At 37.5% G+C, this 18296-nt stretch carries 15 protein-coding genes; all 15 read left to right on the top strand.

The features are described 5' to 3' along the window. Nucleotides 1-7: 7 nt before the first annotated feature. The 15 genes from ACIQX2_RS00405 (at nucleotide 8) to ACIQX2_RS00335 (ending at nucleotide 18219) form a co-directional block, all read left to right on the top strand. On the top strand, nucleotides 8-865 hold the full coding sequence (locus ACIQX2_RS00405; protein ID WP_402845850.1) for a helix-turn-helix domain-containing protein: 858 nt from the start codon (nucleotides 8-10) through the stop codon (nucleotides 863-865). Nucleotides 866-918: 53 nt separating this feature from the next. Then, entirely contained in the window at nucleotides 919-1497 is a 579-nt protein-coding gene (gene pgsA, locus ACIQX2_RS00400) for a CDP-diacylglycerol--glycerol-3-phosphate 3-phosphatidyltransferase (protein ID WP_402847457.1), read from the top strand. A gap of 14 nt (nucleotides 1498-1511) precedes the next feature. Next, nucleotides 1512-2768: a competence/damage-inducible protein A gene (locus tag ACIQX2_RS00395; protein ID WP_402845848.1), complete on the top strand. Its 1257-nt coding sequence runs from the start codon at nucleotides 1512-1514 to the stop codon at nucleotides 2766-2768. A gap of 179 nt (nucleotides 2769-2947) precedes the next feature. After that, nucleotides 2948-4018: a recombinase RecA gene (gene recA, locus ACIQX2_RS00390; RefSeq protein WP_402845846.1), complete on the top strand. Its 1071-nt coding sequence runs from the start codon at nucleotides 2948-2950 to the stop codon at nucleotides 4016-4018. Between the two features lie 400 nt (nucleotides 4019-4418). Beyond that, on the top strand, nucleotides 4419-5975 hold the full coding sequence (gene rny / locus ACIQX2_RS00385) for a ribonuclease Y (protein ID WP_402845844.1): 1557 nt from the start codon (nucleotides 4419-4421) through the stop codon (nucleotides 5973-5975). A 92-nt stretch (nucleotides 5976-6067) separates the two neighbouring features. Next, nucleotides 6068-6865: a TIGR00282 family metallophosphoesterase gene (locus ACIQX2_RS00380; RefSeq protein ID WP_402845842.1), complete on the top strand. Its 798-nt coding sequence runs from the start codon at nucleotides 6068-6070 to the stop codon at nucleotides 6863-6865. An 85-nt stretch (nucleotides 6866-6950) separates the two neighbouring features. Next, a complete protein-coding gene (locus ACIQX2_RS00375) occupies nucleotides 6951-7217 on the top strand; it encodes a stage V sporulation protein S (RefSeq protein ID WP_093060206.1) in 267 nt (88 codons plus the stop codon). Nucleotides 7218-7965: 748 nt separating this feature from the next. Then, nucleotides 7966-9720 carry a 2-oxoacid:acceptor oxidoreductase subunit alpha gene (locus tag ACIQX2_RS00370; protein WP_402845840.1) on the top strand — a complete coding sequence of 585 codons (1755 nt, stop codon included), beginning with the start codon at nucleotides 7966-7968 and terminating at the stop codon, nucleotides 9718-9720. Continuing rightward, the gene (locus ACIQX2_RS00365) at nucleotides 9707-10573 is read left to right on the top strand and encodes a 2-oxoacid:ferredoxin oxidoreductase subunit beta (RefSeq protein WP_402845838.1); all 867 of its coding nucleotides are present in this window, start codon (nucleotides 9707-9709) and stop codon (nucleotides 10571-10573) included. The genes ACIQX2_RS00370 and ACIQX2_RS00365 overlap by 14 nt, the downstream gene beginning before the upstream one ends. A 170-nt stretch (nucleotides 10574-10743) precedes the next feature. Continuing rightward, the gene (gene miaB / locus ACIQX2_RS00360; RefSeq protein ID WP_402845836.1) at nucleotides 10744-12291 is read left to right on the top strand and encodes a tRNA (N6-isopentenyl adenosine(37)-C2)-methylthiotransferase MiaB; all 1548 of its coding nucleotides are present in this window, start codon (nucleotides 10744-10746) and stop codon (nucleotides 12289-12291) included. Further along, entirely contained in the window at nucleotides 12291-12728 is a 438-nt protein-coding gene (locus ACIQX2_RS00355; protein ID WP_093060210.1) for a YlbF/YmcA family competence regulator, read from the top strand. Before miaB ends, ACIQX2_RS00355 begins: the two co-directional genes overlap by 1 nt. A gap of 210 nt (nucleotides 12729-12938) precedes the next feature. After that, nucleotides 12939-13928 carry a TAXI family TRAP transporter solute-binding subunit gene (locus ACIQX2_RS00350; protein ID WP_402845834.1) on the top strand — a complete coding sequence of 330 codons (990 nt, stop codon included), beginning with the start codon at nucleotides 12939-12941 and terminating at the stop codon, nucleotides 13926-13928. A gap of 71 nt (nucleotides 13929-13999) precedes the next feature. Next, complete coding sequence (locus tag ACIQX2_RS00345; RefSeq protein ID WP_402845832.1) at nucleotides 14000-14515, top strand: DUF1850 domain-containing protein; 516 nt, start codon at nucleotides 14000-14002, stop codon at nucleotides 14513-14515. Then, nucleotides 14508-16532 carry a TRAP transporter permease gene (locus tag ACIQX2_RS00340; protein ID WP_402845830.1) on the top strand — a complete coding sequence of 675 codons (2025 nt, stop codon included), beginning with the start codon at nucleotides 14508-14510 and terminating at the stop codon, nucleotides 16530-16532. Before ACIQX2_RS00345 ends, ACIQX2_RS00340 begins: the two co-directional genes overlap by 8 nt. A gap of 220 nt (nucleotides 16533-16752) precedes the next feature. After that, complete coding sequence (locus tag ACIQX2_RS00335) at nucleotides 16753-18219, top strand: protein adenylyltransferase SelO (RefSeq protein WP_402845828.1); 1467 nt, start codon at nucleotides 16753-16755, stop codon at nucleotides 18217-18219. Nucleotides 18220-18296 lie beyond the last annotated feature (77 nt).

The following is an 18296-nucleotide window of genomic DNA, read 5'->3' as shown; positions in this document are numbered from 1 at the left end:
GTTTTAGTTGACTGAACTTGGGGCTCGTTTAAAAGAAGCGAGAACAGCAAAAGGTTATAGTATTGACGATTTGCAAGAAATAACAAAAATTCAAAAACGATACTTGGCAGGTATTGAAGAAGGTAATTATGCAACAATGCCAGGTGCTTTTTACGTTCGTGCTTTTATCAAACAGTATGCTGAAGCAGTTGGGTTAAATGGAGACGAATTATTAGAAGCATATAAAACAGAGATCCCTTCACCGTCGAATGAAGAAGTTACTAAAAATATTCCAGCAACACCCTCTAGAAGAGCCTTAGGTGGTAGATCTTCAAGTAAGTTTATGGAGATTTTCCCGATGGTAATGGTTGCCGTATTTATCGTTGCTATCATCATAATCGTTTGGACTTTGTTTCAAAATAGACCAGACAATCCAGAACCTGAAGTCGCTAACGATGAGTTAGTACAAGAGCAAAAACCGACGTTTGAGGATAACGAGAATGTAAAGCCTGGTGAAGAGGATGCTTCGGAAGAAGAACCTGCCGAAGAGGTTATAGAAGAACCAGAAGCGCCTACACAGCAGTTAACTTTTGTAGAATCGCAAGGTGTAACTTCCACATACAATTTAACGAATGCGGAAAGTTATCTAGTAAAAGTAGTCGCTGTAAATACTACATGGTTGAATATTAGAGATGAGAATGACAAAATTCTTGTGGATCAATCGGTTAAAGCTGGAGAAACCTTTGAATTTGATGCAAGTGCTTTGTCTAAAATTCGTATACGTCTTGGACATGCTCCTGGAAATACTGTTACAATAAATGATGAAATAGTAGAGTTTAAAAGTACAGAAGTTACTCAAAACGCAGTAATACAGTTCAACAAATAGTCATCTTATTGATGGCTATTTTATTTGATATTGAAAGGAGTTTTTTTATGAAGATGAATATACCAAACCAAATCTCATTGTTTCGTATATTTTTAATTCCTATTTTTATGTTCTTTATGCTGGTTGACTTTAATTGGGGAGATATTACACTACTTGGGTCAACAATTCCAGTCGGTCATCTTGTAGGTGCGATTATTTTTATCATTGCTTCGATTACAGATTTTATCGATGGATACTATGCAAGAAAATATAATTTAGTTACGAATATGGGGAAATTTCTTGACCCTCTTGCTGACAAATTATTAGTTTCTGCTGCTTTAATCATTTTAGTTGAGTTTGGAATGGCGCCATCATGGGTAGTAATATTAATCATTAGCCGTGAATTTGCAGTAACTGGTCTTCGTTTAATATTAGCTAACGAAGGAGAGGTAGTGGCTGCCAATCAATTAGGTAAAATAAAAATGTGGACACAAATAATAGCGATTTCTTCCCTTTTATTGGGGAATATATTCTTTGAAATGTTCCATATTCCTTTTGATATGATCATGCTATATGTATGTCTATTCTTTACAGTCTGGTCAGGCTGGGATTATTTTTATTTGAATCGTAAGGTATTATTAGATTCTAAGTAGGAAGGAAGTACTTCATGAAAGCAGAAATTATTGCAGTAGGTTCGGAGTTATTACTTGGACAGATTTCTAATACTAACGCACGTTTTATATCCAATCAATTAGCAGAGATTGGTCTAGATGTATACTATCATACGGTTGTTGGAGATAACGCGGATAGACTTTTAGAATCGATTCAAACAGCAGAAAAACGAGCAGACCTCATCATTTTCACTGGTGGATTGGGTCCTACAAAAGATGATTTAACGAAGGAAACTATAGCGAGGCATTTAGGTTTGAACCTAGTCTTAGATAATCATGCAATCATATATATTGAAGATTTCTTTAAACGTATGGGTCGTAAAATGACAGAAAACAACAAAAAACAAGCCCTTGTTTTAGAAGGCTCTACTGTACTAGAAAACAAACATGGGATGGCACCAGGGATGTTGCTTTCTACAAAAAGTCATTCATATATGTTACTACCTGGTCCTCCGAAAGAGATGGAGCCGATGTTCCAATTCGAGGCAAAGCCATTGCTTCCGAAGCTTCTTTTAGATGAAAATGTAATAATGTCTCATGTCATTCGTTTTTATGGAATTGGTGAAGCAGAACTGGAAACAGAAGTACAGGATTTACTAGACAACCAAACAAATCCAACCCTTGCACCACTTGCCTCTGATGGTGAAGTTACACTTCGATTAACAGCAAAAAGTAATTCAAAAGAAGAAGCTTGGAAAAAGATTGAAGCCTTACAGGGTGAAATACTAAACCGTGTTGGTAAATTTGTTTATGGCTACAATAATGATTCTTTGCCTTCAAAACTGAGAGATATCCTTATTGAAAATGACCTGACTATTTCAGCGGCAGAAAGCATGACAGCAGGACTATTCCAATCGGAGCTTGCTGCAGTACCAGGAATTGGAGAAGCTTTGGTGGGTGGGATGATAACCTATACGGAAGACGTAAAGATTAAGCATTTAGGCATCGATGCTGAAGTTATCGAGAAATATAGCGTAGTTTCTAGTCAGTGTGCAGAGCAAATGGCACTTCGCGTAAAAGAAAAATTCCAGACGGATATAGGCGTTGGTATTACTGGAGCAGCAGGTCCAGATGGTCATGGTGGTCAACCAGCAGGTACTATTTGGATTGGAATTGCCATAGGTGATACGAAGTCCTTTACGTATAAACTAAATCTATCCGGGTTACGAAACACGAATAGGATTAGAACAGTTAAGCTGACAATCTATTATTTGATACGTTTGTTGCAAGAACAAAAATTAGCAGATATTTAATTTTGATTGATAAAAACGGCCCAAAATTCATTTTTGTGCCGTTTTTCACTCCCAAAATTAAATTGTTGCAAAAAATAAACGAATGAACGTTCGCTTTTTTCTTGTAAATTTCTCAAAGACCGAGTATAGTAAGAGTAGAAATAAAAAACATCAACATTTCTTTTGAGGAGGAAATTTAATTGGCTAATAATGATCGTAAAGCAGCTTTAGATATGGCGTTGAAACAAATAGAGAAACAGTTTGGTAAAGGTTCTGTTATGAAACTAGGAGAAAAAACAAATCTAGAAATTGAGACTTCTTCTAGTGGTTCATTAGCATTGGATGCTGCACTAGGTATAGGCGGATATCCACGAGGACGTATTATTGAAATATACGGTCCAGAGAGTTCTGGTAAAACAACTGTTGCGCTACATGCCATTGCGGAAATACAAAAAACTGGTGGGCAAGCAGCATTTATCGATGCAGAGCATGCATTAGATCCAATTTATGCACAAAAACTTGGTGTAAATATTGACGAATTGCTATTATCACAACCAGATACAGGAGAGCAAGCACTTGAAATAGCAGAGGCGCTTGTACGTAGTGGAGCAATTGAGATTTTAGTAATCGACTCGGTAGCTGCTTTAGTACCTAAAGCTGAAATAGAAGGAGAGATGGGAGATTCTCATATGGGTCTTCAAGCTCGACTAATGTCTCAAGCATTACGCAAACTTTCAGGTGTTATTAATAAATCGAACACGATTGCTATTTTCATTAACCAAGTTCGTGAAAAAATTGGAGTAATGTTCGGAAATCCGGAAACTACAACAGGTGGACGTGCTCTTAAATTCTATAGTTCTGTTCGTTTAGAAGTAAGACGCTCAGAAGCTATTAAACAAGGTACCGATATTGTAGGTAACAAAACGAAAATTAAAGTAGTAAAGAATAAGGTAGCTCCACCATTCAAAACTGCAGAAGTAGATATTATGTATGGTATAGGAATTTCTCAAGAAGGAGAAGCTGTTGACATAGGATCAGAGTTTGATATTATTCAAAAAAGTGGTTCATGGTATGCGTATAATGGAGAACGTATAGGTCAAGGTAGAGAAAACGCAAAACAATATTTAAAAGAAAATCCTTCTATCAAAGCTGAGGTTACAGCAAAAATCCGTGAATCACTTGGAATGGCCGCAAGCGCTTTAACGATTGGTGCGCATGAGGTCGAAGAGGAAGAAGATGCGGAATTTGAATTGTTATTAGATGAAGAATAATATCCCGATAGTCTCTCATTTATTTGGGAGACTATTTTTTTTGAAAGAACAACTAATCTTTTAGCAAATGCTGTGTACTGCGTCGACTCCAGCGGGAACAGCAAAAGCGAAAGACTTCATGCTCGAGCCGTGCCCGCTGAAAGCGTACTCCTAAAGCGAAAATCAGCATTGTTCGGATTTCACTATAAAATATGCTTTCATGAAATTGATTCATACGGAAAGGTTTATTTTGTCCTAGTTTGAATATATTATTCTTCCCTTCCTTGACAGAGTATTTCTACATCTATACAATTAAAATTGTATAATTTCTTTATTATTAAATGATTATAGGCATTGCGTATATGTTTTTATATATACGTGCCGACTGAAACTAAAAAGTATAGCAATAGGGGGTGTTCGAATGACAGAAATTATCATCTCCGCTTTGCTTGGTCTGATTGTCGGTGCCGTTGTTGGTTATATTTATCTGAAAAACGTGAACGATTCAAAAGTGACTGGTGCAAAACAATCTTCAGCAATCATCATAGATGAAGCAAAGCGAGAAGCGGAAGCGTTGAAGAAAGAAGCACTTTTAGAAGCCAAAGATGAAACTCACAAATTACGAAATGAAGCAGAATCTGACATCCGTGAACGCCGTATGGAACTGCAAAAACAGGAAAATCGGTTATTACAAAGAGAAGAGAACCTTGATCGTAAAGATGATGCTCTAAACAAGAGAGAAGTAGGTCTTGAGCGTAAAGATGATGCTCTAACTGAAAGACAACAGCATATCGAACAGAAGGAAAGCAAAGTGGATGAACTAGTTAAGAAACAACAAACTGAACTAGAAAGAATTTCTACTCTAACTAGAGATGAAGCGAAAACAATAATTCTCCAAGAAGTAGAAAATGAACTTGCTACGGATATTGCTGTAATGACGAAGGAATCGGAAACTAGAGCTAAAGAAGAATCCGATAAAAAGTCTCGTGAGATTCTTTCCCTAGCGTTACAACGTTTTGCAGCAGATCATGTTGCTGAAACAACTGTTTCTGTAGTTAACTTGCCAAATGATGAGATGAAAGGTCGCATTATTGGTCGTGAAGGTCGAAATATTCGTACACTAGAGACGTTAACAGGAATCGATTTAATCATTGATGATACGCCAGAAGCCGTAATTCTATCAGGCTTTGATCCAATCAGAAGAGAAACTGCCCGTTTAGCACTTGAAAAGCTAGTACAGGATGGACGAATTCATCCGGCACGAATTGAAGAAATGGTTGAAAAGTCTAGAAGAGAAGTTGATGAACAAATTCGTGAAATTGGTGAACAAACTACATTCGATATAGGTGTTCACAATTTACATCCGGATCTTATGAAAATTCTTGGTAGACTTCGTTATCGTACGAGCTATGGTCAAAATGTGTTAAAACACTCAACAGAAGTTGCCTACTTATCCGGATTGTTAGCTGCGGAACTCGGAGAAGACGTAACACTTGCAAGACGCGCGGGGTTACTCCATGATATCGGGAAAGCAATTGACCATGAAGTAGAAGGAAGCCATGTAGAAATTGGTGTTGAGCTTGCAAGAAAATACAAAGAACATCCAGTAGTTATAAATAGTATTGCTTCTCATCACGGAGATACAGAAGCTACTTCAGTTATTGCTGTATTAGTAGCAGCTGCCGATGCATTATCCGCAGCACGCCCGGGTGCAAGAAGTGAAACACTCGAAAACTACATTCGCCGATTAGAGAAACTAGAGGAAATTTCTGAATCCTATGAAGGTGTAGAAAAATCATTTGCTATTCAAGCTGGTCGAGAAATTCGTATAATGGTTCGTCCAGATCAAATTGATGATTTAACTGCTCATCGTTTGGCAAGAGATATCCGTAAACGAATCGAAGAAGAATTAGATTATCCTGGTCATATTAAAGTGACTGTGATTCGAGAAACTAGAGCAGTAGAGTACGCTAAATAATATTCATTTATGGTATTTCACTGTCTCATAAGTTAGTATTAAAAAAGGCTTCGAAATGAAGCCTTTTTTTCGTGAAAGGAATGGAAGTAGTAATGAGAATATTATTTATAGGAGATATCGTTGGATCAATCGGTAGGGATACGTTAGAAGACTATTTGCCGAGACTAAAAAGAAAATATGATGTAGATGTAGTTATTGCTAACGGAGAGAATGCAGCCGCTGGACGAGGCATAACGAAGAGTATTTTTCAGTCATTGCTTCACATGGGAGTAGACGTAGTAACTATGGGAAACCACACTTGGGATCAAAAAGAGATTATGGATTTTATTGATGACACAGACTACTTAATACGACCTGCTAACTTTTCAGAGGATGCTCCTGGTAAAGGGATGACTTCAATTTCTAAAAATGGCCATACAATTTCAGTGATTAATATGCATGGACGTACATTTTTACCCCCACATGATGATCCATTTAAAATGGCAACGGAAATGGTAGAAGAAGCAAAAAAATTATCCCCTATCATCTTTGTGGACTTTCATGCAGAAGCTACAAGTGAAAAAATTGCCTTTGGCTGGCATTTAGATGGAAAAGCATCTGTAGTAGTTGGAACCCATACACATGTTCAAACAGCTGATTCTCGCATATTACCAGGTGGAACAGCTTATATCACAGACGTAGGTATGACTGGGCCGTACGATGGTGTTTTAGGCATGAAAAAAGAAGATGTGCTTTATCGTTTCCAAACGAATATGCCTGCTCGATTTGAAGTTCCAAAGTCTGGGCGTACTGTACTAAGCGGCTTCTTTGTAGAAGTAGACAATAACACTGGAAAAGCATTACACCAAGAGCGAATTTATATAAACGAAGATTACCCATTCAAAGGCTAAAAAGTCTAAATCAATACTCCTGCGCATACGTTAAGTTATGGACCAGAAGCAAGTTCATAATATAGCGACAAAAGGAGAAATGATAGTGGATTCTTTAAAAGTATCTTCCCGTTCAAACCCAAATTCAGTTGCTGGGGCATTGGTTGCAGTAATTAGAGAACAAGGGTATGCAGAGATGCAAGCAGTAGGAGCAGGAGCATTAAATCAGGCTATCAAAGCGATAGCGATTGCCAGAGGATTCGTAGCACCGAGTGGAACAGACCTAACTTGTTCTCCTGCCTTCACGGATATTATTATATCGGGTGAAGATCGAACTGCTTTAAAGTTACTTGTTGAAAAAAAAGTAAAGTAAACGGGAGGTCGCTGCTCATAGAGTAGCGAACTCTCTTTTTAAATGATAGGAAAGTATATAAAAATATTCTGTGATTCTGGATTTAAGAGACTTGTAAGAACGAATAATCCTATGATTTCCGTTAGAGAGCATTTTCATGTTTCGAAGCAAGAGTGTAGAAACAGGTGGTGGGACAGTAGCCTAGAACGCAGCGTCCTGCGGCAACGATTGCATACCCCACATCCTGCTGGTCTCAATCGGAGTCGCCGCCTATAACGAAGATCAATTTATGTGTAGTACTACACGGAGAGATTTGGCACAGCTTATCCCTAACATAAAAAGATCGGGCAAATTTTAGTTAAACAATCAATTCCATTCAAATTACCGGTAATTTATTAAGATTAGGGTTGTAGTCCAATGATTGATGTAATAGGCAGACTTTAATTTGATGTGGTATTGTATGGAACTTTTTTTAAATAAACGAGGTTATTGTTGATTGTAGAGAAGGTCGGGGTCTCCTGTGGGAAAGCACGAAGGAGAGACTCCAGCTCAAACCGTGCCCACGGAAAGCTTCCGACCGGAGCTGAAATCAACGGAATTTCCAGGTTTTTCTTTAATAGATTCTTTATAAGAATAATTTGTGACGAAGCGTTTCCGTCAAAGGTCTGATTTTCGATAAAAAAATGGGGAATACATAGTGATAAACGGCACTTCATGATAAACTAATGAAAGAAATTAGCATTTAATCGAATAGTAAGGAGATGTTTATATGTTGCAACAGCTTTCTTGGAAAGTAGGAGGGCAGCAAGGAGAGGGTATTGAAAGTACAGGGGAAATTTTCTCAATGGCGATGAATCGCCTAGGATATTATCTGTACGGGTACCGTCATTTCTCATCACGTATTAAAGGTGGCCATACAAACAATAAAATCTGTGTACGTCCAACACAAGTTCGTACAATTCCAGATGATTTAGATATTTTAGTTGCATTTGACCAAGAAACAATTGACGTCAACTACAAAGAGTTAACAGAAAAAAGTGTTATTCTTGCTGACGCAAAATTCTCGCCAGTAGCACCTGAAGATTGTAAGGCTCCAATGTATATTGTCCCTTTCACAGAGATAGCGGCAGAGCTTGGAACATCTCTTATGAAAAACATGGTAGCAATTGGCGCAAGTGCTGCACTACTTAACTTGGACAAAGGTGTCTTCCAAGGTGTAGTAGATGAAATTTTCGGCAAAAAAGGACAAGAAGTAGTAGAAAAAAACATGGAAGCAATTCAACAGGGCTTTGATACAATGGCTGAACAGCTAGGAGACCGTTTGGGAGAGTGGGAAATTGCACCTGCAGACGGAAAACACCGTATGTTTATGATAGGAAATGATGCAATTGCACTTGGCGCACTAACAGCGGGTGTTCGTTTTATGGCAGCATATCCAATCACTCCAGCGTCAGAAATTATGGAATATATGATTAAAAAACTACCACTATTTGGTGGAGCAGTTATTCAAACAGAGGATGAAATTGCTGCAGCTACAATGGCAATTGGCTCAAACTATGGTGGTGTCCGTGCGTTTACGGCATCTGCTGGTCCGGGACTTTCTCTTATGATGGAAGCAATCGGTCTTTCTGGTATGACGGAGCAACCGCTCGTAATTGTAGATACACAGCGTGGGGGACCTTCAACAGGCTTACCAACTAAACAAGAACAATCCGATCTTATGCAAATGATTTATGGTACACATGGAGAAATTCCAAAAGTAGTGATTGCACCAAGTACAGGAGAAGAAGCTTTCTATGATACGATTCAAGCTTTCAATATTGCAGAAGAATTACAGCTTCCAGTAATTATCTTATCTGACTTACAACTGTCACTTGGTAAACAAACGGTAGAGCCATTTGATTATTCGAAGGTGGAAATCAGACGTGGTAAATTAGTGGAACATGAAGAAGTTCCTGTTGCTGAAGATAAATCGTACTTTAAGCGATATGAACTAACAGAAGATGGCGTTTCACCACGTGTCCTACCTGGTACGGAGCATGCAATTCACCATGTAACTGGAGTAGAGCATGATGAAACAGGTAAGCCGTCTGAAGCAGCGACAAATCGTAAAGCTCAAATGGATAAACGTTTAGGAAAGCTTAACCATATTAACTTTAGAGAACCTGTATATGTAAACGCACCATACGAAGAAGCAGATATACTATTTGTTGGCTTCAACTCTACTAGAGGGGTGCTTGAAGAATTACAGCAAACACTTATTGAAAGTGATGTAAAAGTAAATCATGCACATATTCGTTTAATTCATCCATTCCCAGTGGAAGAAATGCAATCATTAGTTGCAAAAGCGAAAAAAGTAGTAGTAGTCGAAAATAATGCAACAGGCCAATTAGCAAATATTATTAAAATGAATGTCGGCGGTCATGATAAATTGGTTAGTGTAACGAAATATGACGGCACACCATTTTTACCATTACAGCTTGCAAAACAAGTAAAGGAGTTGCTAACAGATGGTAACATTTAAAGATTTTCGTAACAACGTAAAACCTAACTGGTGTCCGGGATGTGGTGACTTCTCTGTACAGGCAGCAATTCAACGCGCTGCTGCAAATGTTGGTATTCAACCACATGACTTAGCTGTCATTTCAGGAATCGGCTGTTCTGGACGAATTTCTGGATATATTCACTCTTATGGATTCCATGGCATTCACGGCCGTGCACTTCCAATAGCACAAGGGTTGAAAATGGCAAACAAAGATCTACACGTCATCGCTTCTGGTGGAGATGGAGATGGATTTGCAATAGGGATGGGACACACCATTCATTCCATCCGTCGAAATATCGATATCACATATGTTGTTATGGATAACCAAATCTATGGTCTAACAAAAGGTCAAACGTCCCCGCGTTCAGCAGAGGGCTTTAAAACGAAGTCAACTCCAGGTGGAGCTATTGAACCATCCGTTCAACCACTAGAACTAGCACTTACATCTGGAGCAACTTTTGTAGCACAAGGATTTTCGTCGGATATTAAAGAGCTAACTGCAATAATCGAAGCAGGGATTAATCATAAAGGTTTCTCTTTTATTAATGTCTTTAGCCCATGTGTAACATACAATAAAGTAAATACGTATGATTGGTTTAAAGAGCATTTAACAAAGCTGTCTAATGTCGAAGGATATGACTCTAGTAACAGAGAAGATGCGATGAAAGTAGTAATGGAAACAGAAGGGCTTGTAACAGGAATCATCTACCAAGATGAAAATGCACCATCGTACCAAGAACAAGTTCCAGGCTACGCACCAACACCACTTATCGATCAAAACTTGAAGATGAGTGAACAAGAATTCAATGCATTACTTCAAGACTTTATGTAAAAATATCTAAGCTCATGAATTTTAACGTTCATGAGCTTTATTTTTGTAAAAATCAACATATATGTCCATTTAAGAAATTTTAAGCTGAATGCCTTGTAGGAATAGAGTACTGTTCAGTATAATAGGGTGGATATATGTACTTTTCATGAACGTAGGAAAGGAGAGTTTTTATGAACGAAGAATCCCGTTTACAGAGTACTCAAGTGAAGGCACCTAGCACTTTAGATAAAAAATCTGAGAAGGATTATAGTAAATATTTTCAAGCAGTCTATACTCCACCGTCATTAAAAGATGCGAAAAAACGTGGAAAAGAAGAGGTAGAATACCATAACGACTTTGCAATTGCAGAGCAATTTAAAGGCATGGGTCAAAATAGAAAATTTTATATTCGCACTTATGGCTGCCAGATGAACGAGCATGATACCGAAGTGATGGCAGGTATTTTCATGCAACTTGGATATGAACCTACTGATACTGTAGAAGATGCAAATGTTGTTTTACTAAATACTTGTGCCATTCGCGAAAATGCTGAAAACAAAGTTTTTGGAGAGCTTGGACACTTTAAGCATTTAAAGCAAAAAAATCCAGATGTATTAATCGGTGTTTGCGGATGTATGTCGCAGGAAGAATCAGTAGTAAATAAAATATTAAAAACTTACAATCAAGTAGATATGATTTTTGGAACACATAATATTCACCGTCTTCCTAACATATTAAACGAAGCATACCTTTCAAAAGAGATGGTTGTCGAAGTTTGGTCTAAAGAAGGAGACGTTATAGAAAACCTGCCGCGAGTACGTAAAGGTTCGATTAAAGCATGGGTCAACATTATGTACGGCTGCGATAAATTCTGTACATATTGTATCGTTCCATATACACGTGGAAAAGAGCGTAGTCGCCGTCCGGAAGATATAATTCAAGAAATTAGACATCTAGCTGCTCAAGGGTACAAAGAAGTAACATTGCTTGGTCAAAACGTTAATGCATATGGAAAAGACTTTGAAGATTTGAATTATCGCTTTGGTGATTTAATGGCTGACCTCCAGAAGATTGACGTAGCTCGCATAAGATTTATGACTAGTCATCCTAGAGATTTCGATGATCATTTAATCGAAGTGCTTGCAAAAGGAGGAAACTTAGTCGACCATATTCACCTTCCAGTTCAGTCAGGTTCATCGGATATACTTAAAATAATGGCTCGTAAGTATACTAGAGAGCATTATTTAGAGCTAGTTCGTAAAATAAAAACTGCTATCCCAAATGTATCTCTAACAACGGACATTATTGTTGGATTCCCAAATGAAACTGAGGAACAGTTTGAAGAAACAATGTCTTTATATAAAGAAGTAGGCTTCGAAATTGCCTATACGTATATTTACTCTCCACGAGAAGGTACACCAGCTGCCAAGATGGTGGATAACGTGCCGATGGAAGTAAAAAAAGAAAGACTTCAACGTTTAAATAAGCTAGTAAATGATATGTCCGCTGAAGCGATGAAAAAGTATGATGGACAAATTGTCGAAGTGTTAGTCGAAGGCGAAAGTAAAAATAACCCAGATGTCCTTGCTGGCTATACAAGTAAGAGCAAATTAGTTAATTTCGTTGGTCCAAAAGAGAGCATTGGGCAATTAGTGAAAGTTAAAATAACAGAATCTAAAACATGGTCACTTACTGGGGAGCTAGTGAGTGAAACAATCGAGCAAAAGGTGGGAGTATAATGTCTACTACAAAATATACTAGAGACGATATTATTGAAAAAGCAAAAGAAATTGCAACAATGATTGCCAATACGGAGGAAGTTGAATTTTTCAAACGTGCAGAAGAGCAAATCAATGAAAATACAATGGTCCGTGAAAAAATTGCAAGTCTAAAAAGCTTGCAAAAACAAGCTGTCAACTTTCAGCATTTAGGAAAAGAAAAAGCGCTAAAAATGATTGAAGGTAAAATTGCAGCAATCGAAGAAGAAATTGACGGTCTTCCAATTGTGCAAGAATTTAAGCAATCCCAAGGAGATGTAAATAGTCTGTTACAATTAGTAGCAAATTCCATCTCAAACAACGTAACAAACCAAATTATTGAAGCAACTGAGGGTGACTTACTTAGAGGTGAAACTGGTTCTAAAGTAAAAAACACAACATACGATAGCTGTTCTTAATTTCTTATATAAAAAAGCATTCATTTAATCATTTGATTAGATGAATGCTTTTTATTATAAAATGAGTAAAATTTCTTGTTGTCCAGGTAGTTATGAACCGGGATGTAGGTTCATAAATAACTGAAAACACATAATTGAGTGGTAATTAGATAAACTAATATGGTAATATTATTATGTGCATTGGGAATATATATAAAAGGGGGAAATTGCATGAAGAAAAAGCAATTTAAGTTGTTGAGTATTCTAAGCGTTTTTGTTTTATTAATACTTGCAGCTTGTGGCACAACAGATGAAGGATCTTCATCAGATGGTGACTCTGGTAAGAAAAAAGAAGATTACAAGTTTTTAAGTTTGTTAACAGGTGGGGTCCAAGGAACGTATTATCCATTGGGAGGTACATTTGCTGAATTGATTTCGAAAGAAACTGGGATTAAAACAACAGCAGAAGTTTCGCAAGCCTCAGCAGCAAATATGACTGCTTTAAAAGAAGGTACAGCAGAAATAGCTTTCACTCAAACTGATATTGCTTTCTATGCAACAGAAGGTGAATTAATGTTTAAGGACAATAAAGTTGATACGATTTCTGCACTAGGTGCGCTTTATCCAGAAACAGTTCAATTAGTAACAACAGACAAAACTGGTATTAAAACGTTTGACGATTTAAAAGGCAAGAAAATTTCTGTGGGTGCTCCTGGATCAGGGACATATGCAAACGCAGAACAGCTACTTGAAGTTCATGGGTTAACAATGGACGATATTGAAGCACAAAACCTAGATTTTGGGGAATCACAAGATAGCTTACAAGCTGGTCAAATTGATGCGGCATTTATTACTGCTGGTACTCCAACTGGGGCTGTAGAAGCATTAAATGCAGTTGCAAATGTAGTAATCGTTCCAGTTGATGATGCTAAAGCGGATGAGCTTATCAAAAAATATCCGTATTATGCTAAAGACATAGTTCCATCAGGTACTTACGGCTTAACTCAAGATGTACCAACAGTTTCTGTATTAGCGATGCTAGCTGTAACTAATGAGCTACCAGAGGACTTAGTGTATGAAATGACAAAAGCGATTTTTGATAACGCTGGAAGTATTACACATCCAAAAGGTCAATTTATTAAACCAGAAACAGGGCTAGAAGGTATTGGGATTAAAATTCATCCTGGCGCACAAAAATACTTTGATGAAGTAAATAAATAAAATTTAATGCATTGGGGCATGTTGCGGTTGCTTACATGCCCCTTTTTGATTGAAAGAATGGTGGAGAGGATATGCGATTTCTTAATATGCTTGGAGTAATAATCCTCATTTGTGTAATTGGACTTGCATTTTTCTTGCCATTTAAGCAAGCATTTGTTTTTACAGAAACAAGAAGTGAGAATCCTAATTTTTTCTATTTACCGGTTGAAGAAGAAAGAGATTTCCAAATTAAATACACTCATTCTATACATAAAAGCGATGTAATAGAATCCTACAGAATTACAAAGGATGCCAAAATTCAACTAGTATCAATGGTTTATGAGGATTTAGCGATTGGGATGCCAGGATATGCTGAGGAAGGCCAAACTTTTGAAGAAAAAGATGGTATGTATAAACTTTCATATGATGATGAAATAATCAATTCCTTTACACTTTTAGTTGCGAATATTGATATGGATTTAATATTTCAATACGGACAAATGGAATATGACTTAAAACAACTACTGGAACGAAGTAAATCCTATGAATTTAAAGTGAAAAAATTATCGCTATATGAACAATTGAAAGGAGTTAAGATGAATGACTGAAAAACAAATAAAACCAAGCGAATCCAATGAAACAGAATCTTTTAAACAGTTATCGGAAGAAGAGCAACAAGCCATTTTACAGAAATACGATCCTGAATCTAATACTAGGTCCGTAGATGGCATAATGAAAAAGGTAATTTTCTTTGGATTATTAGCCTTTTCTTTATTCCAACTTTATACCGCTATCCAAGGCCAATTTACAGCCTATATCCAGCGATCTATACACCTAGGGTTTGCATTATCACTCATTTTCTTAATGTTCCCTGCGCGAAAGAAATCTATAAGAAAAAGAAAAATTCCAATTTATGATTATCTTTTTTCTTTGCTATCCTTAGGAGTAGGTCTTTATTGGCCAATCCAATACGATGAGTTAGTTTTTCGAGTAGGAACTATGACCGATTTAGATTTTATAATAGGTACATTAGCAATAATATTAACTTTAGAAGCCGCCCGTCGAACTGTGGGGTTACCAATTACGATAATCGCTACTGTGTTCTTAGTATATGCTTTTTTCGGACAGTATTTCCCAGGTTTCTTAGCACACAGAGGGCAGGATTTAAGCAGTTTAGTGCATTTAATGTTCTTTACAACAGATGGAATATTAGGTACACCTATTAGTGTATCTGCAACATTTATATTTGTCTTCCTGCTATTTGGGTCTTTCTTAGTAAAGACCGGAGTTGGGCAGTACTTCAATGACCTTGCTGTAACACTTGCAGGTAGATTAGTTGGAGGGCCTGCAAAGGTTGCGATCTTCTCCAGTGCATTACAAGGCACAATTTCTGGTAGCTCTGTAGCTAACGTAGTAACCTCAGGTTCTTATACGATTCCAATGATGAAAAAACTTGGATATCGAAAGGAATTTGCAGGAGGAGTAGAAGCAGCGGCCTCAACTGGTGGTCAATTAATGCCACCGATTATGGGGGCAGCAGCATTCCTAATGGTTGAATTTATAGGTGGTATAACTTATTGGGAAATAGCAAAGGCAGCAGCAATACCAGCGGTTTTATATTTTGCTGGTATTTGGATCATGACACATTTTGAAGCAAAACGTGTTGGTCTAAAAGGTATGTCGAAAGAAGAGATGCCTGATCGAAAAGAAGTTTTGAAAAAGTTATATTTATTAATTCCGATTATAGCGATTATTGTTCTAATGTTTATTGGGGTCCCAACAATGCAAGCAGCATTATGGGGTATCGTTGCCGCTGTAGTATTTAGTGCAATCGATAAAGAAACGAGAATGAACTTTAAAGACATAATAGATGCTCTTGTCGATGGAGCAAGAACAGCATTGGCAGTTGCTGCGGCAACAGCTGCAGCAGGTATAATTGTTGGAGTTGTAGTAAAAACTGGATTGGGGTTAAGTTTAGCGAATGGTCTAATTTCTGCCTCGGGTGGGAATATATTCTTAACACTATTCTTTACGATGTTGGCATCTATTGTTTTAGGTATGGGTTCTCCAACGACTGCCAATTATGTTATTACATCAACAATTGCTGCGCCGGCTATCATTACGCTATTGATGCTTGATTTGCCTGCTGGAGCAACAGTTCCTTTAGTTGTCGCTTTATCAGCACATTTATTTGTGTTTTACTTTGGAATTATTGCGGATATTACACCGCCGGTTGCACTTGCAGCATTCGCAGCAGCAGGGGTATCTGGTGGTGATCCTATTAAAACCGGAGTTGTAGCTGCAAAATTAGCAGTTGCAGCATTTATCATTCCTTATATGGTGATTTTCTCACCAGCTCTACTAATGATAGATACGAACCTATGGGAAATTTTATGGGTTGTCTTTACAGCAATCACCGGGATGATTGCAATCGGAGCAGGAATGATTGGCTACTGGTATCGCAAAGTAACATGGATTGAAAGAATATTTGCAATTGGAGCTGGTTTGCTTTTAATTTATCCGGAGAGCTTTTCGGATATTGCTGGATTAATAATTTTTGCTATTTTGTTATTAATTCAATTGTTTACACGAGAAAAGAAGAAACCAGAAGCAATAGCACTTTGAGTAAAATTGTGAAGAATGGAATTAGACCATTATATAAAAACTATCTGTTTAAATAAAAACACGGGCCAATGTGGCTCGTGTTTTTGCTTTAAGTGTTCGGATTCCTGTTCATAAAAGCAACCATTTTATCAAGTGAAGCGTATCTTGCTCAAGTAAGGGTATAATAATTATAGAACAATATTTAAATATGCAAGCCTTATACAGAAAGGAAGATACGATGATGGAAAATAATCTAAAAATTGGTTGGAACTTAGAAAATACTTATACGAGTCTTCCAAATATAATGTTTAGTGAGATGGACGTTAATCCTGTTAATAACCCCAAATTAATTATACTCAATGAAAAATTGGCAAAGTCACTTGGACTCGATTATACAGCTTTAAAAAGTAAAGTAAGTGTGGAAGAGCTTGCTGGTAATCGCGCGTTAGAAGGTGGGATACCAATAGCACAGGCTTACGCTGGGCATCAATTTGGGCATTTCACTATGTTAGGAGATGGAAGAGCTCTGTTGCTAGGTGAACATATAAGCCCTTCAGGAGAATTGTTTGATGTACAGCTTAAGGGCTCTGGGAGAACACCTTATTCGCGAGGAGGGGATGGCCGAGCTGGGCTTGGACCAATGCTACGGGAGTATATTATTAGTGAAGCGATGCATGGTCTTGGTATACCAACAACACGTAGTCTTGCTGTAGTTACTACTGGAGAGGATATTATGAGGGAAATGGTCCAACCAGGTGCTGTAATGGCTCGTATTGCTGCCAGTCACTTACGTGTAGGAACATTCCAATTCGCCGCAAAATGGGGAACTCCTAAGGATCTTAAAGCATTAGCGGATTATGCTATAGAAAGACATTATCCAATATTAATGGATAAAGAAAATCGTTATCTTTTATTCCTTCAAGAAGTGATTGAGCGTCAGGCCGCTTTAATAGCCAAATGGCAACTGGTTGGTTTCATTCACGGTGTGATGAACACTGATAATATGACAATCAGTGGCGAAACAATCGATTATGGCCCCTGTGCATTTATGGATACGTATAACCGCAAGACGGTATTTAGCTCAATCGATATTCAAGCTCGTTATGCCTATGAAAATCAACCGAATATTGGTGCTTGGAATTTAGCCCGTTTAGCGGAAAGTTTATTGTCGCTTATACATGAAGACCAAGAACAAGCAGTCGAACTAGCTCAAAAAGCGATGACAGCATATCCAGAAAAGTATGAAGAATATTGGCTTGCAGGAATGGGAAATAAATTAGGGATTTTTAATATAGAACATGAGGATATTTCGTTAATTGATACGTTGCTTCAACTTATGGAGAAATACGGAGCAGATTATACGAATACATTTCGTCTTCTAACACTTGGAAAAATAGATGAATCTGATTTGTTCGGAAAAAAAGACTTTGACCTGTGGCATGAAAAATGGCAACAGAGACTTGATGAACAGGATGTGTCTAAAGATTTCATCCAACAGTTGATGCAAAAAAGTAATCCAGTGGTCATTCCGCGAAATCACCGGGTAGAAGAAGCACTTGAAGCAGCAATCGAAAGAGAAGATTATAGTATATTAGAAAATCTTCTCCAAGTAATTACGAGCCCTTACGATTATAGTTCCGATTATATAGATTATACTAACCTGCCCTCAGATACCTCAGGACCGTATAAAACATTTTGTGGAACCTAATAAAATATACGCAGAAAGCCAGTAAATATATTAAACTGACTGGCTTTTCTTCTATAAAATTCATATTCAAACTTTTA

The sequence above is a fragment of the Psychrobacillus sp. NPDC096623 genome, assembly GCF_044762655.1.
In the GTDB taxonomy this organism is placed as follows: Bacteria; Bacillota; Bacilli; order Bacillales_A; family Planococcaceae; genus Psychrobacillus.
Note: the sequence above shows the minus strand (reverse complement) of the source record. Positions and strands in the feature narration are given on the sequence as shown.

Excerpts from the sequence above, each read along its gene's own strand:
- pgsA (WP_402847457.1), top strand. The coding sequence starts at position 919 with ATGAATATACCAAACCAAATCTCATTGTTTCGTATATTTTTAATTCCT.
- ACIQX2_RS00395 (WP_402845848.1), top strand. The coding sequence starts at position 1,512 with ATGAAAGCAGAAATTATTGCAGTAGGTTCGGAGTTATTACTTGGACAG.
- rny (WP_402845844.1), top strand. The coding sequence starts at position 4,419 with ATGACAGAAATTATCATCTCCGCTTTGCTTGGTCTGATTGTCGGTGCC.
- ACIQX2_RS00380 (WP_402845842.1), top strand. The coding sequence starts at position 6,068 with ATGAGAATATTATTTATAGGAGATATCGTTGGATCAATCGGTAGGGAT.
- ACIQX2_RS00370 (WP_402845840.1), top strand. The coding sequence starts at position 7,966 with ATGTTGCAACAGCTTTCTTGGAAAGTAGGAGGGCAGCAAGGAGAGGGT.
- ACIQX2_RS00365 (WP_402845838.1), top strand. The coding sequence starts at position 9,707 with ATGGTAACATTTAAAGATTTTCGTAACAACGTAAAACCTAACTGGTGT.
- miaB (WP_402845836.1), top strand. The coding sequence starts at position 10,744 with ATGAACGAAGAATCCCGTTTACAGAGTACTCAAGTGAAGGCACCTAGC.
- ACIQX2_RS00355 (WP_093060210.1), top strand. The coding sequence starts at position 12,291 with ATGTCTACTACAAAATATACTAGAGACGATATTATTGAAAAAGCAAAA.
- ACIQX2_RS00350 (WP_402845834.1), top strand. The coding sequence starts at position 12,939 with ATGAAGAAAAAGCAATTTAAGTTGTTGAGTATTCTAAGCGTTTTTGTT.
- ACIQX2_RS00345 (WP_402845832.1), top strand. The coding sequence starts at position 14,000 with ATGCGATTTCTTAATATGCTTGGAGTAATAATCCTCATTTGTGTAATT.
- ACIQX2_RS00340 (WP_402845830.1), top strand. The coding sequence starts at position 14,508 with ATGACTGAAAAACAAATAAAACCAAGCGAATCCAATGAAACAGAATCT.
- ACIQX2_RS00335 (WP_402845828.1), top strand. The coding sequence starts at position 16,753 with ATGGAAAATAATCTAAAAATTGGTTGGAACTTAGAAAATACTTATACG.